Consider the following 15109-nt stretch of genomic DNA (forward strand, 5'->3'; position numbering starts at 1 on the left):
TTGCCGGTTCGATCGCTTTCGCCGCGGGGCGCGGCTCCCACAAAGCTCGTAGCCTGGGTTGAGTGCAAGATACTCAGGGAGGCCGTCCCGATTACCCCGTCGGCTGACCCAGGCTGCGAAGTGCTAGGAGCGATCCTGGTACGACCCATCCTTCGTTTTTACAAGAGGCTACAGCCGGCCTGGGGCGCATCCGCTCAGCCAGCGAAACGCTGATCCAGGTAGGCGATGATCGCCTTGGATTCATACAGCCAGATGCTCTGGCCGTTTTCCTCGATGCGCAGGCAGGGCACCTTGATGCGGCCGCCCTGCTGTTCCAGGGCCTGGCGATGCTCGGCGTCGTGCTTGGCGTCGCGCAGTTGCACCGGCAGGTTCAGGCGGTGCAGGCTGCGCCGTACCTTGACGCAGAACGGGCAGGCGTGGAACTGGTACAGCGCCAGGTCGGCCGTGGCGCGTTCCACCTCGGCCTGCGCCGCGGCGCTGCGCTGGAGTTTACGCGGGCGGCTGATCCAGTCGACGAACACGACGATCTGGCCGAGGCCAATGCGAAGGGCCTTGAGCAACATGGTTTCTACTCCTGAAATGCCGACGGCCGTTCAGCGTCGTGAACGGCCGTCGTGGTGGGGGGCTGCGCCTTAGCCGATCAGGCTGAGGAATTCGCTGCGGGTCGCCGGGTTTTCACGGAATTCGCCAAGCATCACCGAGGTGACCATGGACGAGTTCTGCTTCTCCACGCCGCGCATCATCATGCACATGTGCTGGGCCTCGATGACCACCGCCACGCCGAGGGCGCCGGTGACCTGTTCGATGGCCTCGGCGATCTGCCGGCTGAGGTTTTCCTGGATCTGCAGGCGGCGGGCGTACATGTCGACGATGCGCGCCACCTTGGACAGGCCGAGCACCTTGCCGTTGGGGATATAGGCGACGTGGGCCTTGCCGATGAACGGCAGCAGGTGGTGCTCGCACAGCGAGTACAGCTCGATGTTCTTGACCAGCACCATCTCGCTGTTGTCGGAGCTGAACAGCGCGCCGTTGGTGACTTCTTCCAGCGTCTGCTGGTAGCCGCGGCAGAGGTACTGCATGGCCTTGGCCGCGCGCTTGGGCGTATCCAGCAGGCCTTCACGGGAGGCGTCCTCGCCGAGCTGGCCGAGGATCGCGGTGTAGTGTTGTTCCAGGGACATGGGTATTCCTGTGGGATTGATGCTCAGGCGCGCAGGGTAGGGCGCGGCCGGGCCCCTGGCAAGGGCGCCGTGCGCCAGCGCGAGCTACTTTTGCGGCCGTGGCGGCAGTTGCGCGGCCCACTCCTCGGCCCAGTGCGCCAGCGGCAGGCAGCGCTGCACCAGCTCCAGGCCGACGGGCGAGAGCTGGTAGCCGCACTCGCCGTTTTCCAGCAGCCGGGCCTCGCGCAGCTCGCCCAGGCGGGTATTCAGCACCGAGGGCGATAGCCCCTCGCAGCGTGCCTGCAACTCGCGGAAGCTGGCCGGCGCCTGGTGCAGTTCCCACAGCACACGCAGACTCCAGCGCCGCCCGAGCAGGTCGAGCAGGGCCATGATCGGGCGGCCGCTGGCCGAACCGCGCACCGGATCGCCGGGATGGGGGAAGTTCATCTCGTCTCCTTGCTTCTTTTTTAGTAGCGCCTTAGATTGTTGGCTGCTACTTATTTAGTAGCATGACAGGAGAGCAGCCGATGAACCAGCCCCGCGTACAACCGCTGAACCCGCCCTACAGCCCCGATATCCAGGCCGCCTTCGAGCGCATCATGCCGCCTGGGATGGCACCGCTCAAACTGTTCCGTAGCATGGCGCACAACTCGCGCGTACTGCAGCGCATGCTGGCCGGCGGCCTGCTGGATCGCGGCAGCATCGCGCTGCGCGAGCGTGAGTTGCTGATTCTGCGCGCTACCGCGCTATGCAGCGCCGAGTACGAGTGGGGCGTGCATGTGGCGGGATTCGCCGGCAAGGCCGGCTTCACTGCCGAGCAGATCGCCGATACCTGCAGCGACTCCATCGATCCGGGGCTATGGAGCCCGGCAGAGCAGGCGCTCGTGGCGCTGGCGGACAGCCTGCATGCCAGCGCCAGCGTCGACGATATTCTGTGGCGGCGTCTGCGCGAGCATTTCAGCGACCAGCAGCTGATCGAGTGCCTGCTGTTGGTCGGTCTCTACCACGCGGTGTCCTTCGTGGTGAATGGTCTGCAGGTCGAGCGGGAAGGCTATGCGCCGCGCTTTCCCGGCTGATCAGTACTCGTCGCGTCCGTCCATCATGGTGCGTTTGAGCAGGATGTATACGGCGCCGGTGCCGCCGTGCTTGGCCAGGCAGGAGGTGAAGCCGAGCACCTGCGGGTGCTGGCGCAGCCAGGTGTTGACGTGGCTCTTGAGCATCGGCTTGCGGCCGTCCATGCGCACCGCCTTGCCGTGGGTCACGCGTACGCAGCGCACCTCCAGCCTGGCGGCTTCGGCGAGGAACTCCCACAGCGTGTCGCGCGCCTTCTCGACGCTCATGCCGTGCAGGTCGAGGCTGCCGTCGAAGGCAATCTGGCCGAGCTTGAGCTTGCGCATCTGGCCTTCCTGCACACCGTTGCCGGCCCAGTACAGCGGGTCTTCGGCGCCCACGTCGATGACGAACTGGTCGGACAGGCCGTCCACCTTGATCTCGCCCTGGCTGATGCTGGCGGCCTGGCGCAGCGTGCTGAACTGCTTGCGATCGGGTTTGGGTTTGCCGGTATCGGCGCGGTCGTGCTTGATCGGCTTGACGCCGCGCAGCTCGGCCTGGAACAGGGAAAAGTCGTCGTCTTGCATCGGTGGCTCCGCGAAACAGGCTGGCATTTTATGGCCTGCCGTTCCCGGCGGCCACCCTGCGGGCTATCGGCGCGCGGCGTAAAAGTAGCTCCGGGCCATTCTTACTTTTGTCTGCGGCCCTTCAGTCGCGTTTTTTCATCAGGTGTGGCGACAGGCTGAGGTCGCTGGGGCGACGCATGCGCCGTCGGCAACGGCGCCAGAAGCCGATGCCGGCCCACAGCAGGACCAAGCCGAGCAGGAGCAGGACGATGGCTTCGCCGCTGGTGTCGTTGAGCGTGCCCAGCATCGGCGCACGCCCGGCCAGCGAGGCGACGCCGGCCATCGTCAGGAGAATGCCGAAGGTGGCCAGCAGCGCGCCCACGGCCGCGCCGATGCGCAGGCGCCAGCTCTTCGGCTGACGGGGGCGCAGGCGGCGTGCATCGAAATCGTCGGACAGCTTCATGCCGATTTCCTTTGGGGCTGTCGGCGGTATGACCGGTCAGTGTCTCTGGGGTTCCGCTGGCCGGTCCGGCCGATGGCGATCAGATCAGCGCCTTGGCCTGCGGCACCAGGGTGGCGAAGTTGTCGGCCAGGGCGATCATTTCGATGCGGTGCATCTGGGCTGCGGCTATCACGCTGCCATCGGGTGCCGGCAGATCGCGGGTGGCGCAGGCGGCATCGACCAGGGTGCAGCGGTAACCATAGTCCTTGGCAGCGCGCACCGTGGTGCTGACGCTGGAGTGGGTCATGAAACCGCAGACGATCAGGTCCAGATGGCCGAGTGCCTGCAGGCGGTCGTGCAGTTCGGTGCCGGCGAAGGCATTGGGCAGGCGCTTCTCCACCACGATCTCGCCCGCCAGCGGGGCGACCTCCGGCAGGTGACGGCCGCGCGGGCCGCTGGGGTCGAGCAGGCCACCGGGAATGCCGAGGTGCTTGACGTGAACTATGGCGCTGCCGGAGGCGCGCGCGGCCGCCAGCAGACTGGCGATCTCGGCCAGGGCGGGGTCCAGGCCGGGCAGGGCGAGCACGCCGCTGCGGTACTCCTCCTGGGCATCGATGATCAGCAGGGTCGCATTGCCCAGGCTGGCCGGAGCGTGGCCACGACCGGTGAGCTGGAACATGGTTTGCGGAAGGGACATCTCGGACTCCTGGCTGATGGTGATGATGTGCCATTGTCCGCTTGCCGACGCGCTCTGTGAACCTCCCTGCGCCATTACTTGCTCAGCCGGGGGCGCCGGAGCAGAATCGGAACCGTCCCGACGGAGCTGGGGTCGCAATGCAAAAGGAGTTGCCCATGTCGCTGTTTTCGCAATTGTCCCCGCATTTCTGGCTGCTGTTTTCCATTGCCGTGGCCATCGCCGTGCTGCGCGAGTTGCGCCGGCCGCCGGATGAGCCCGGCTGGACGCGCAAGAAACGCCAGCGCCCTTGATCGCCTGGTACAGGCCCGCCAAGCGTTGGCTGTGTACCAGGCAGCCCTTGCATCGGTTGGGCATGGCGAAGCCTTGGCCAATCCGGCGGACAAGCGCCCGGCATCTTCGCTCTACAAACGAAAACGCCCCGCACGATGCGGGGCGTTTGTTTCTGCGCGATGGCCTCAGCCGCCGAGGCCGAGCCACTGGAACTGCAGGTACCAGATGCCGAGCGAGCCGAGGAAATTGACCAGGATCGCCGGCAGGAACTTCAGGTGCGTGCCGAAGCTGTAGCTCTTGTCCAGGGTCATGGCCATCACCCCGGCGGCCGAACCGACCACCGTCAGCGAACCGCCGATACCGACCATCAGCGCGTTCAGCGCCCACTGATCCAGGCCCAGTTGCGGGTTGGACATCAACGCCGCGGCCTCCACCGGCACGTTGTCCATCACCCCGGAGGCGATGCCCAGCACCAGGTTGACCAGGGTCGGGTCGAGGATCTCGAACAGCCGCGAGATGTAGGACAGCCAGCCGACGTGGTTGAGGCAGGCCACCGAGGTGATGATGCCGATGAAGAACAGCAGGGCGTTCCATTCCACCTTCTGCAGCTGCTCGTGCCAGCGCGTCTCGATGCCCATGCGGGTCAGCAGCCAGCTGTACAGGGCGACCAGGCCGAGGCCGATGCCGATGGCGAACTCGATGCCCACCTTGAGCACGATGTTGCACAGCACCGCGCCGATCACCGCGATGAAACCCACCAGGGCCAGGCCGGCGCCGCCCGGCTTGAGCCGGCTCTCGCTGGCGTCGACCTTGCGGATCAGCTGCTGGCCCTGCAGCTTGTTCAGGTAGAACAGCTGCAGGGTGGCGGCGAATAGCAGCCAGCCGATCAGCGCCGAGGGGATCAGCAGCAGCAGGCCGGCGATGCTGATCTTGCCGGCCAGCACCACCATCAGGCTGGTGGAGGTACCGAGGAACCAGACTCCGGAGTTGGACGCCACCACGATGTTGCACAGCGCCACGTGGGTGTAGCGTGGGTGGCTGGAAATGCTGGTGATGGTCTTGCCGAAGATCATCGCCGTGGTGAAGTTGTTGAGAAACGGCGACAGGGTCGCCGACAGCGCGCCGGTGGCCCAGAACATGCCGCGCGCACCGAGGCCCTTGCGCAGCAGGTAGCCATTGAGCGCGGTGAACACGTTCCGCTCGTTGAGCAGCTCCACCACCATCCACATGAAGGCCATGAAGGCGATCAGGCCGAACAGCTCCTCCTTGGTTTCGCTCTGGGCATGGAGGAAGTACTGGAAGCCGTTGGGGTCGACGAGGGCGTAGTGCACGCCGATGACGATCAGGCCGGACATCATGAACATGGCCGGCTTGAACTTATCCATCTCCAGTTGCGCTTCAAAAATTATCAGCGTCATGCCAACAAGGAATATCGCCAGCACGAGCAAGCCCGTGAGCGAGAAGGGGTCGATGACCATTGGGGGTTCTCATTAGGAAGGGATGGGAAGGGTTAAGAAATCGTTGCAAATTATAACGATGTGACCCTGCGCCTGGCAGCAGTCGAACTACGACTTGACGGCATTTATTTACGGCCATGCGCCCTGTGCCTGGCCTGGGCTAAACTGCGCCGTTTTCACTCGGAGATCGCCCGTGACCCTCCCCGCTACCCGTTTACGCACCCTGCGCGACTACATCCGCTGGGCCGTCAGCCGTTTCCAGGCCGAGCAACTGTTCTTCGGCCATGGCACCGACAACGCCTGGGACGAGGCGCGCCAACTGGTGCTCGGCGCCCTGCACCTGCCCTGGCAGATGTCCGATGCCTACCTCGACTGTCGCCTGGAGGATGACGAACACGCCCATCTGCAGGCGCTGCTCAAGCGCCGTATCGAGGAGCGCGTGCCCACCGCCTACCTGCTCGGCGAGGCCTGGTTTTGCGGCCTGCCCTTCGTCGTCGACGAGCGTGTGCTGGTGCCGCGCTCGCCGATTGCCGAACTGATCGAGCAGCATTTCGCCCCCTGGCTGCCGGCTGAGCCTGCGCGGGTGCTCGACCTGTGTACCGGCTCGGGCTGCATCGGCATCGCCTGCGCCTATGAGTTTCCCGAGGCCGAGGTGGTGCTGGCCGATCTGTCGTTCGAGGCGCTGGAGGTGGCCAACCAGAACATCGAGCGCCATGGCCTGGACGAGCGCGTCTACTGCGTGCAGGGCGACGGCTTCGCCGGCCTGCCGGGGCAGCGCTTCGATTTGATCGTCTCCAACCCGCCGTACGTCGACGCCGAGGATTTCGCCGACATGCCCGCCGAGTACCATCACGAGCCGGCCATGGGCCTGGCCTGCGGCGACGACGGCCTGAATCTGGTGCGGCGCATGCTGGCCGAGGCCGCCGACCACCTGACCGAGCGCGGCCTGCTGATCGTCGAGGTGGGCAACAGCCAGGTGCATGTCGAGGCGCTATACCCGGAAGTGGACTTCACCTGGCTGGAGTTCGAGCGCGGCGGCCACGGCGTATTCCTGTTGGCGGCCAAGCAGTGCCGCGAACATCAGGCGCTGTTCCGCTCGCGGGTCGGCGGCTGATTCGCACCGCTGGCGACGGTGGATGACGCTTTCTTCATCCACCACGCAGGTGTGATCGGTGGACGGGTGAAACGTCATCCACCCTACGATGTTCCGGCAACGACTCTACCGCGTGGCGATCCAGATCAGCAGCCCGGCCTGGAACAGGCAGAAGGCCACCAGGCAACTGATGGTGAAGCGCAGGCCGCTGTCCTCGCGCCTGAAGCGCTCGACCTTTTCTTCCAGCTTGCGCAGCTGCACGTCCCGCTCGCGCAGGTTCTGATCCGCCTGCTGCAGCATGGCGGCGGCGTCCAGCAGCTCGACGACCTGCACCTTCTCCATCTGCCAATCACCATGCAGCGAGCCGACCCGAGCGGCGCCATAGACGGGCTTGAGCTGCAGCGGGTCGCTGTAGACGATGGTGAAGCCCTGCGCCTTGAGGGCATGGTCGCGGCGGGCGCGCGCGGCTTCGTTGAAATTGTCCTTGGTCGGCAGCGCGCCGCCTTCCACCTGATAGTGGGCATAGCGCCGACTGGCCCAGGCGATGCCCTGAGCCAGCAGGAAGCGGCCCAGGCCACGGTTGGCCGGTTCCACGCTCAGGCCTCTTTCCGGGCCGAAGCGCACCTCTTTGCGCTGATGGTCGGCCCACACCTCCAGCAGGTTCTGCTCGTGATGCAGGCGCTGCCCCGGCAACTGCACGCTCAGGCGCAGCAGGCTGAGATGCTTGGCATGACGTTCGACCCGGCCGAGCTGGACGAAGCGCAGCGGCCGCGCGCCGGTGTCGCGATCCACGGGCAACGGGGCCAGGCGCAGCAGGCTGAACTGCTCGGGCGGCAGGTTGGCCCAGGGATGCGTCGCGGCCGGCGGCTCGCTGGCCGGCTGGGCGTCGCCCGGTGCGAGGGGCTGGGGCTGTGAGGTGGGTTGCTCGCTCATGGCGGGGACCTGTGCGTTGGGACTGCTGTCAGGCAGGTTATCGACCGCTTTGCGCCGCACTGGAGCGAATGAAGGTGACGATGCGCTCGCCCAGCGCGCGGGCCAGCGGTAGTCGAGGATCGTCGTAGGAAGCCTTCTGTTCCTGCCAGGGCAGGGGGGTGATGCGCAGGACGTGGTTCATCCCGGGAATCAGCGCCAGTTCGGCGTCCGGTTTGACCTGTTTGAGCACCTCGGCGTTGTCGACCCCGACCTGGGCGTCGTGGCTGCCCTGGACAATCAGCGCCGGAATCCGCAGCGCGGCGAAGGCCTCGGCCGGGTTCTGGCGCAGCAGACTGATCAGATAGGGCTGCACGCTGGGGCGGAACAATACCTCCAGCCCCTTCGGCACCTCGGGCTGTTGCTGGCCACGGATCAGCTTGGCGAGGATTTGCCGGCTCTCGGCCAGTTGCGCAGGCCGCAGGCGCATGGCCAGTTGGGCGTCGAGCACCTGGCCGATGGGGTAGGCGGGGCCGGCGACGGACACCAGGGCATCGGCGCCGCTGCCGGCGGCGGCCAGGCTGGCGATCAGCGCGCCTTCGCTGTGTCCGATCAGGATCAGCCGGTCGAAACGCGGATCGCCTTTGAGCATCCGCCCCCAGGCCTCGGCGTCGGCCACGTAGCGTTCCACGCTGAGGTCGCGCTCGTCCGGCGTGGCTTTGCTGCTGGCGGCCACGCCGCGCTTGTCGTAGCGCAGGCTGGCGATGCCGTCACGCGCCAGCACCTGCGCCAGTTTCTTCAACGCATCGTTGTGGCCGCCCGCGGGGTTGTTGCCGTCGCGGTCGGTGGGACCGGAGCCGGCGATCAGCAGCGCCACCGGCATCGGCGAGTCGCTTTGCGGCCGCAGCAGACTGCCATATAGGGTGCCCTGATCGGTGTCGAGGCTGACCGGCGACTGCACGATGGCGAGCGGGGCGGCCTGGACCAGGCCGGTGATCAGGGTGAGGGACAAGAGCAGGGTTCGCAGCATGATGGGGGGTGGGGTAGTGGCAGACTGGCATTGGACGCTAGTCGCAGGCCAAGGTTCGGGGTGAACTGCACGGTTGCCACGGGTATACTCGCCCACCTCGTTAAACGGCCTGCGCAGCGGCAGGTCGGGGCTGAATTTCGCGGAGCGTCTTCCCATGTCCGGCAATACCTACGGCAAGCTGTTCACCGTCACCACCGCTGGCGAAAGCCATGGCCCAGCCCTGGTAGCCATCGTCGACGGCTGCCCGCCAGGCCTGGAGCTGTCGCTGGAAGACATGCAGCGTGATCTCGACCGGCGTAAGCCGGGCACCAGTCGCCACACCACCCAGCGCCAGGAAGACGATGTCGTCGAAATCCTCTCCGGGGTGTTCGAGGGCAAGACCACCGGTTGCGCCATCGGCCTGCTGATCCGCAACACCGACCAGAAGTCCAAGGACTACTCGGCGATCAAGGATCTGTTCCGCCCGGCCCACGCCGACTACACCTACCACCACAAGTACGGCATCCGCGACTACCGTGGCGGCGGCCGCAGCTCGGCGCGCGAGACCGCCATGCGCGTGGCCGCCGGCGCCATCGCCAAGAAATACCTGGCGACCCAGGGCATCGTGGTGCGCGGCTATATGAGCCAGCTCGGTCCCATCGAGATTCCGTTCAAGACCTGGGACAGCGTCGAGCAGAACGCCTTCTTCAGCCCCGACCCGGACAAGGTGCCCGAGCTCGAGGCCTATATGGATCAGCTGCGCCGCGATCAGGATTCGGTCGGCGCGAAGATCACCGTGGTCGCCGAAGGGGTGATGCCGGGCCTCGGCGAGCCGATCTTCGACCGCCTCGACGCCGAACTGGCCCACGCGCTGATGAGCATCAACGCGGTCAAGGGCGTGGAGATCGGCGCCGGTTTCGCCAGCGTCAGTCAGCGCGGCACCGAGCACCGCGACGAGCTGACCCCGGAGGGCTTCCTGTCGAACAGCGCCGGTGGCATCCTTGGCGGCATTTCCAGCGGCCAGCCGATCGTCGCCCACCTGGCGCTCAAGCCCACCTCCAGCATCACCACGCCGGGGCGTTCGATCGACATCGACGGCAACCCGGTGGAGGTGATCACCAAGGGCCGTCACGATCCCTGCGTGGGCATCCGTGCCACGCCGATCGCCGAGGCGATGATGGCCATCGTGCTGATGGATCACCTGCTGCGTCATCGCGCGCAGAACGCCGAGGTGCGCGTCGCCACGCCGGTACTGCCGCAGCTGTGAGCGCCCTAGGTTGGGTTGAGCGCAGCGATACCCAGCGACCGCTGCCCTGGGCGTCGCTGCGCTCGACCCAGACTACGACCGGGCCATGACTGCTTCTCTGCCGTACTGGCGGCTGTCCGGTTTCTATTTCTTCTATTTCGCCCTGCTCGGCGCCACGGCGCCGTTCCTCGCCCTGTACTTCGACCACCTGGGCTTTTCCCCCGCGCGCATCGGCGAGCTGGTGGCCATCCCCATGTTGATGCGCTGCGTGGCGCCCAATCTGTGGGGCTGGCTCGGCGATCACAGCGGCCAGCGCCTGCTGATCGTGCGCCTCGGCGCGCTATGCACCCTGGTGTGCTTCGCCGGCATCTTCGTCAGCCACAGCTACGCCTGGCTGGCGCTGATCATGGCGGCGCACGCCTTCTTCTGGCATGCGGTGCTGCCGCAGTTCGAGGTCATCACCCTGGCCCACCTGCGCGAGCAGGCCGCGCGCTACAGCCAGATTCGCCTGTGGGGCAGCATCGGTTTCATCGTCGCGGTGGTCGGCCTGGGCCGCCTGTTCGAGTGGCTGAGCCTGGACGCCTACCCCTGGGCGCTGGTGCTGATCATGGCCGGCATAGTCGCCGGTAGCTTCTGGGTGCCCAACGCCCAGCCGCTGCTGCGACCCGGCAGCGCCGAGCAGGGCGGTTTCCTGCGCCAGCTGCGCCGCCCCGGCATCCTCGCCTTCTACGCCAGCGTCGGCCTGATGCAACTGAGCAACGGGCCCTACTACACCTTCCTCACCCTGCACCTGGAGGCGCTCGGCTACGACCGCGGCACCATCGGCATGCTCTGGGCCTTGGGCGTGGTGGCGGAGATTCTGTTGTTTCTGGTCATGGCCCGGCTGCTGCAGCGCTATTCGCTGCGCGCGGTGCTGCTGGCCAGTTTCCTGATCACCGCCGCGCGCTGGCTGCTGCTGGGCAACCTGGCCGACCAGCTGGCGATCCTGCTGCTGGCGCAGTGCATGCACGCCGCCACCTTCGGCGCCTTCCACGCCGCCAGCATCCATTTCATCCAGCGCAGCTTCGAAGGCGGCCAGCAGGGCCAGGGTCAGGCGCTCTATGCGACCCTGGCCGGTATCGGCGGTGCCCTCGGCGCGCTGTATGCCGGCTATAGCTGGAGCAGCCTCGGCCCGGCCTGGACTTTTGCCCTGGCCAGCCTGGCGGCGCTGGCCGCAGCCGTTATCATTGCCACCCGTCTGCCTCCGGAGTCCGAGCGAGAATCCCCATGACCAGCCTGAGCGTTCACCTGCAAACCTCCCCGCAGTTGCCGAACAAGGTACTGACCCACGCCGAGGACATCGCCAGCACCCTGGCCGAGGTCGGCGTGCGCTATCGCCAATGCCCGCCGCCGGCTGCGCTGCGCCCCGGCTGCGGCGAGCAGGAGTTCAACGCCGCTTGCGGCGCCTGGCTGCAGGACCTGATGGGCGAGGGCGGCTACCGCCATCACGAGCTGCTCAGCCTGGAGCGCAATCACCCGCGCAAGCTCGAGTTGCGCGCGCGCTACCTCGACGAGCAGACGCTGCCGGCGGCCAGCGCCTGGCTGTTCGTCGGCGGCTTCGCCCAGCTCAGCCTGCACCTGGACGAGTACGTCTACGTGCTGCAGGGCGAGCGCGGCGACCTGCTGGAACTGCCGGCAGGCAGCCGCCACTGGTTCGACCTGGGCGAGGAACCGCATCTGCTGCTGGTGCGTTGCGCGGCCACTCAGGAGACGCCGGCCCTGACCGGCGACGAGATCGCCAGCCGTTTTCCGCGTCTGGGCGACTGAGTGGCTATCCTCTGAGGGCAACCCTTCACACAGGAGTGTCGTCATGGGTTCCACCCTCAATGGGCTGATCGGCCTGATCATCCTGGCCCTGGATATCTGGGCCATCATCAACGTGGTGAAAAGCAACGCCGAAACCGGGGCCAAGATCCTCTGGGTGCTGCTGATCATCTTCCTGCCCGTACTGGGGCTGATCATCTGGGCGCTGGCCGGGCCGCGCGGCAACGTCAGGCTGTGATGCGCGCCTGGCTGCTGGTGCTGCTGCTGGCGCCGCTATGGGCCTCGGCAGCGCAGCCGCTCGACGCCTGGCAGGCGCTGCGCGAGGGGCGGGCGCTGCTGATCCTGCGCCATGCCACGGCGCCGGGAGTCGGCGATCCGGCGCATTTCCAGCTGGGCAACTGCAGCACCCAACGCAACCTCAGCCAGCAGGGCCGAGAGGAGTCGCGGCGCTGGGGCGAGCTGCTGCGCCGCCAGGGCATCGAGCGGGCGCGACTGTTCAGCAGCCGCTGGTGCCGCGCGCTGGATACCGCCAGGGAAATGGGCCTGGGCCCGGTGCAGCCGCTGCCGGCGCTGGATTCCTTCTTCGAACGACGCGACGCCGCCGAGGCGCAGACCGCCGAGCTGATTCGCGCGGTCAACCTGCTGCCGCCGGGCGAGCCGCTGGTGCTGGTGTCGCATCAGGTCAATATCACCGCGCTGACCCGGGTGTTTCCCGCGTCCGGCGAGGGGCTGATCCTGGCCTTGCCGCTGCGCGCGGCGCCGCAAGTGCTGGCGCGTATCGCGCCGCCCTGAACGTCGGTGCGCACGGCGCACCCTACCTGCGCGTGCCGCGGTTAAAGCGCCAACTGCGCCTGTTGCGGCTGCAGCGCGCCCTCGAGCTGCAGCAACAGCTGCTTGCGCGGCAGGCCGCCGGCGTAGCCGGTGAGGCTGCCGTTGCGGCCGATCACCCGGTGGCAGGGCACGACGATCGACAGCGGATTGGCGCCGTTGGCTGCACCGACCGCGCGCACCGCCTGCGGCCTGCCGATCTGTCCGGCCAGCTCGCTGTAGCTGCAGGTGTGGCCGTAGGGGATGCACTGCAGGGCCTGCCACACCGCCAGCTGAAAGGCGGTGCCGCGCGGCGCCAGGCGCAGCTCGAATCGGCGGCGCTGGCCGGCGAAATACTCGTCCAGCTGGCGGCAGACCTCGTCCAGTTCGCTGCCGGCCTGCCGCCAGTGTTCGTCGATGCGCCAGGGGCGGCTGTCGAGCTTCATCAACAGCAGTTGCAATCCGCTTTCGTCGCCGGCCAGCAGCAGTGGGCCGACCGGGCTGGGGTGGTGACGGTAGAACATGGCTTCAGCCTCCCGAATAGTTGTGCCACAGGTGCGCGGCGGCGTAGGCGCGCCAGGGGCGCCAGGCTTCGGCGCGGGCCTTGAGCCGGCGCGCATCGATACCGCCCGCGCCCCACAGCGGCGCCTTGAGCAGGCCCAGGTCGCTGGCGGGAAAGGCGTCGACCGCGCCGAAGGCGCGCAGGGCGATGTACTCGGCGGTCCACGGGCCGATCCCGGGCAGGGCGCACAGGCGTTCGATCAGCGCCTCGCAGCCGTCCTCCAGATCCAGTCGCAGACTGCCGTCGGCGATGCGCGCGGCGAACTGCTGCAGGCTCTGCACCCGCTTGCCGGGCATGCCGATGCCGCTGAGATCGGCTTCGGCGACGGCCTGCGGACTGGGGAATAGATGAGAGAGACCGGCGCCTTCGGCCAGGCCGAGCGGCGTGCCGATGCGCTGCACCAGACGCCCGACCAGGGTCACCGCGGCCTTGACGGTGACCTGCTGGCCGACGATGGCGCGCACCGCCTGTTCGAAGGGATCGAAGGCCACCGGCAGGCGCAGGCCGGGATTGCGCAGCAGTAGCGGCGCCAGCAGGGCGTCTGCGCTCAGATGCGCGGCGATCGCCTGCGGTTCGGCGTCGAGGTCGAACATGCGTCGCACGCGCTGCTGCAGGAGCTCGCGGGCGATCGGCAGATCGCTGCAGCAACGCAGTTCCAGGGCGTTCTGCCCGGGCAGCGGGGTGACGCGCAACCAGCCGGTGGCGCCGGCCAGCTGGAAGCTGCGGCTGTAGCTGCCCGGCGTCAGGCATTCCAGCCCCGGCACCGCGCGCAGCGCGAAGTGGGCGTGGAACTGCGGCCAGTGCCAGGGCGGCAGATAGGGTAGAAGCAGGCTGATATTGTGCATGGCTTGCACCTTAGCCCCGCCGGCGCGGCCTGTCAGCGTGAAGATGACTTTCAAAGTGCGGTGATCTGGCCCGCGTGCTCCACCGGGGCGATGCGCGCCGCCGGCCGTAGAGTTGCTGCGTACAGCCCAGGCGGTCCCAGGGTACCCTACGGGCCGCGCTGATAGCGTCCCGGCGTGGTGCCTTTCCAGCGCTTGAAGGCGTGAATGAAGTTGGACAGCTCGCCATAACCCAGGCGTTCGGCGATCTCCTCCAGACTCAGACCGCCCGCGGCCAGCAGCTGTTCGGCCAGGGCCTGGCGCACCTCGTCCTGCAGGGCGCGAAAGCTGGTGCCTTCGTCGATCAGGCGGCGGCGCAGGGTCCGACTGCTGACATGCAGGCGGGCGGCGACCGCTTCCATATCGCTCATCTGCCCCGGCGCCTGCAACAGCAGCTGGCGCACGCGGCCGGCCAGGCCCTGTTGCCACTGATGGCGGGCGAGCAGCGCCTGGCACTGCTGCTCGCAGGCGCTGACCAGCTGCGAGTTGGCTCGCGGCAGCGGGGCGTCCAGCAGCTCGGCGGCCAGGCCGATGCGGTTGGCGCCGACGGCGAACCGCGGAACCAGGCCGAAGGCTTCGACGAAGGGCGCGACCTCGGCCGGTGCCTGCTGGCGCAGCTCGAGGCAGGACAGCGGCAGCGGGGCGCCGAGCAGCTCGCGGACGATCAGCTGGGCGCCGACCATATCGCGCTGGACGATGAAGGGCCGTAGTTCCTCGGGCAGCGCGTCGTCGTCGAAGCGCAGGCTGGCGGTGACACCGTCCTCCTCCAGGCCGATGCGGGTGAAGGCGTAGGTCAGGCCGTGGTAGCGCAGCCCCAGCTCGGCCGCCTGGCGCACGGTGGCGCTGCTGAGCATGGCGTAGCCCCAGGCGCCGTAGCTGGTCAGGTGGTAGCGCCGGCCGGCTTGCACGCCGAGGTCGGCCACCTCGGGCAGGGCCTGCACCAGATTGGCGATCAGCTGCAATTCGCGACCGGCGTCGATTTCGCCGTGCGGGGCGGCGAGCTGCACGGCGCTCAGGCCGGTATCGCGCAGGCAGGTGTCAAGGTCCAGGCCGAGGTCGAGCCCCAACTGGGTGAGCAACTGCATGCTGGTGATGCTGCGGCGCGCGGGCCAGGGTGGCGACATCAGGCTGTCCGAAAATCACAATCGATTGACCGACTA

Annotated in this window: 20 protein-coding genes; 8 read left to right on the forward strand and 12 right to left on the reverse strand. The window is 67.5% G+C overall.

Translation table 11 applies throughout. The features are described from left to right. Positions 1-194: 194 nt before the first annotated feature. The 3 genes from ACUTAF_RS08990 to ACUTAF_RS09000 form a co-directional block, all read right to left on the reverse strand. Positions 195-563 carry a glutaredoxin family protein gene (locus ACUTAF_RS08990; RefSeq protein WP_445579650.1) on the reverse strand — a complete coding sequence of 123 codons (369 nt, stop codon included), beginning with the start codon at positions 561-563 and terminating at the stop codon, positions 195-197. A 69-nt stretch (positions 564-632) separates the two neighbouring features. Then, a complete protein-coding gene (folE, locus tag ACUTAF_RS08995) occupies positions 633-1178 on the reverse strand; it encodes a GTP cyclohydrolase I FolE (RefSeq protein WP_021445284.1) in 546 nt (181 codons plus the stop codon). Between the two features lie 84 nt (positions 1179-1262). After that, on the reverse strand, positions 1263-1604 hold the full coding sequence (locus ACUTAF_RS09000; protein ID WP_445579651.1) for a winged helix-turn-helix transcriptional regulator: 342 nt from the start codon (positions 1602-1604) through the stop codon (positions 1263-1265). Between the two features lie 80 nt (positions 1605-1684). Between ACUTAF_RS09000 and ACUTAF_RS09005 the strand changes: the two genes are divergently transcribed. Then, a complete protein-coding gene (locus ACUTAF_RS09005; RefSeq protein ID WP_445579652.1) occupies positions 1685-2233 on the forward strand; it encodes a carboxymuconolactone decarboxylase family protein in 549 nt (182 codons plus the stop codon). Here the strand turns inward: ACUTAF_RS09005 and ACUTAF_RS09010 are convergent, their stop codons facing one another. The 3 genes from ACUTAF_RS09010 to ACUTAF_RS09020 form a co-directional block, all read right to left on the reverse strand. Further along, positions 2234-2794 (reverse strand): Smr/MutS family protein, encoded by a 561-nt coding sequence (locus tag ACUTAF_RS09010; RefSeq protein WP_445579653.1) that lies wholly within the window; start codon positions 2792-2794, stop codon positions 2234-2236. Positions 2795-2915: 121 nt separating this feature from the next. Further along, complete coding sequence (locus ACUTAF_RS09015; protein WP_445579654.1) at positions 2916-3236, reverse strand: hypothetical protein; 321 nt, start codon at positions 3234-3236, stop codon at positions 2916-2918. A gap of 79 nt (positions 3237-3315) precedes the next feature. Beyond that, on the reverse strand, positions 3316-3912 hold the full coding sequence (locus ACUTAF_RS09020) for a cysteine hydrolase family protein (protein WP_445579655.1): 597 nt from the start codon (positions 3910-3912) through the stop codon (positions 3316-3318). Positions 3913-4067: 155 nt separating this feature from the next. Between ACUTAF_RS09020 and ACUTAF_RS09025 the strand changes: the two genes are divergently transcribed. Further along, positions 4068-4202, forward strand: a complete 135-nt coding sequence (locus tag ACUTAF_RS09025) for a hypothetical protein (RefSeq protein WP_445579656.1) — start codon at positions 4068-4070, stop codon at positions 4200-4202. Positions 4203-4367: 165 nt separating this feature from the next. On the opposite strand, the gene nhaD is transcribed toward ACUTAF_RS09025, so the two are convergent. Beyond that, positions 4368-5660 (reverse strand): sodium:proton antiporter NhaD, encoded by a 1293-nt coding sequence (nhaD, locus tag ACUTAF_RS09030; RefSeq protein ID WP_445579657.1) that lies wholly within the window; start codon positions 5658-5660, stop codon positions 4368-4370. A gap of 172 nt (positions 5661-5832) precedes the next feature. Between nhaD and prmB the strand changes: the two genes are divergently transcribed. Then, positions 5833-6753, forward strand: a complete 921-nt coding sequence (gene prmB, locus ACUTAF_RS09035) for a 50S ribosomal protein L3 N(5)-glutamine methyltransferase (RefSeq protein ID WP_445579658.1) — start codon at positions 5833-5835, stop codon at positions 6751-6753. A gap of 105 nt (positions 6754-6858) precedes the next feature. On the opposite strand, the gene ACUTAF_RS09040 is transcribed toward prmB, so the two are convergent. Together ACUTAF_RS09040 and ACUTAF_RS09045 are read right to left on the reverse strand one after the other, a co-directional pair. Beyond that, positions 6859-7665, reverse strand: a complete 807-nt coding sequence (locus ACUTAF_RS09040) for a hypothetical protein (protein WP_445579659.1) — start codon at positions 7663-7665, stop codon at positions 6859-6861. A 37-nt stretch (positions 7666-7702) separates the two neighbouring features. Continuing rightward, the gene (locus ACUTAF_RS09045) at positions 7703-8671 is read right to left on the reverse strand and encodes an alpha/beta hydrolase (protein ID WP_445579660.1); all 969 of its coding nucleotides are present in this window, start codon (positions 8669-8671) and stop codon (positions 7703-7705) included. 154 nt (positions 8672-8825) lie between these two features. Between ACUTAF_RS09045 and aroC the strand changes: the two genes are divergently transcribed. The 5 genes from aroC to ACUTAF_RS09070 all read left to right on the forward strand — a co-directional run bounded on the left by aroC (position 8826) and on the right by ACUTAF_RS09070 (position 12491). Beyond that, positions 8826-9917, forward strand: coding sequence for a chorismate synthase (aroC, locus tag ACUTAF_RS09050; RefSeq protein ID WP_445579661.1), 1092 nt, complete (start codon positions 8826-8828; stop codon positions 9915-9917). 85 nt (positions 9918-10002) lie between these two features. Further along, complete coding sequence (locus ACUTAF_RS09055) at positions 10003-11166, forward strand: MFS transporter (RefSeq protein WP_445579662.1); 1164 nt, start codon at positions 10003-10005, stop codon at positions 11164-11166. Beyond that, entirely contained in the window at positions 11163-11702 is a 540-nt protein-coding gene (locus tag ACUTAF_RS09060; RefSeq protein WP_445579663.1) for a cupin domain-containing protein, read from the forward strand. The genes ACUTAF_RS09055 and ACUTAF_RS09060 overlap by 4 nt, the downstream gene beginning before the upstream one ends. Positions 11703-11745: 43 nt before the next feature. Then, the gene (locus ACUTAF_RS09065; RefSeq protein WP_445579664.1) at positions 11746-11937 is read left to right on the forward strand and encodes a PLDc N-terminal domain-containing protein; all 192 of its coding nucleotides are present in this window, start codon (positions 11746-11748) and stop codon (positions 11935-11937) included. After that, the gene (locus ACUTAF_RS09070; protein ID WP_445579665.1) at positions 11937-12491 is read left to right on the forward strand and encodes a histidine phosphatase family protein; all 555 of its coding nucleotides are present in this window, start codon (positions 11937-11939) and stop codon (positions 12489-12491) included. Before ACUTAF_RS09065 ends, ACUTAF_RS09070 begins: the two co-directional genes overlap by 1 nt. 41 nt (positions 12492-12532) lie before the next feature. On the opposite strand, the gene ACUTAF_RS09075 is transcribed toward ACUTAF_RS09070, so the two are convergent. The 3 genes from ACUTAF_RS09075 to ACUTAF_RS09085 form a co-directional block, all read right to left on the reverse strand. Beyond that, positions 12533-13030: a methylated-DNA--[protein]-cysteine S-methyltransferase gene (locus ACUTAF_RS09075; protein ID WP_445579666.1), complete on the reverse strand. Its 498-nt coding sequence runs from the start codon at positions 13028-13030 to the stop codon at positions 12533-12535. Between the two features lie 4 nt (positions 13031-13034). After that, entirely contained in the window at positions 13035-13913 is an 879-nt protein-coding gene (locus ACUTAF_RS09080; protein WP_445579667.1) for a DNA-3-methyladenine glycosylase family protein, read from the reverse strand. Positions 13914-14059: 146 nt separating this feature from the next. After that, entirely contained in the window at positions 14060-15073 is a 1014-nt protein-coding gene (locus ACUTAF_RS09085; protein WP_445579668.1) for an AraC family transcriptional regulator, read from the reverse strand. Between the last annotated feature and the right edge of the window lie 36 nt (positions 15074-15109).

It is taken from the genome of Pseudomonas sp. SP16.1, from assembly GCF_052682975.1.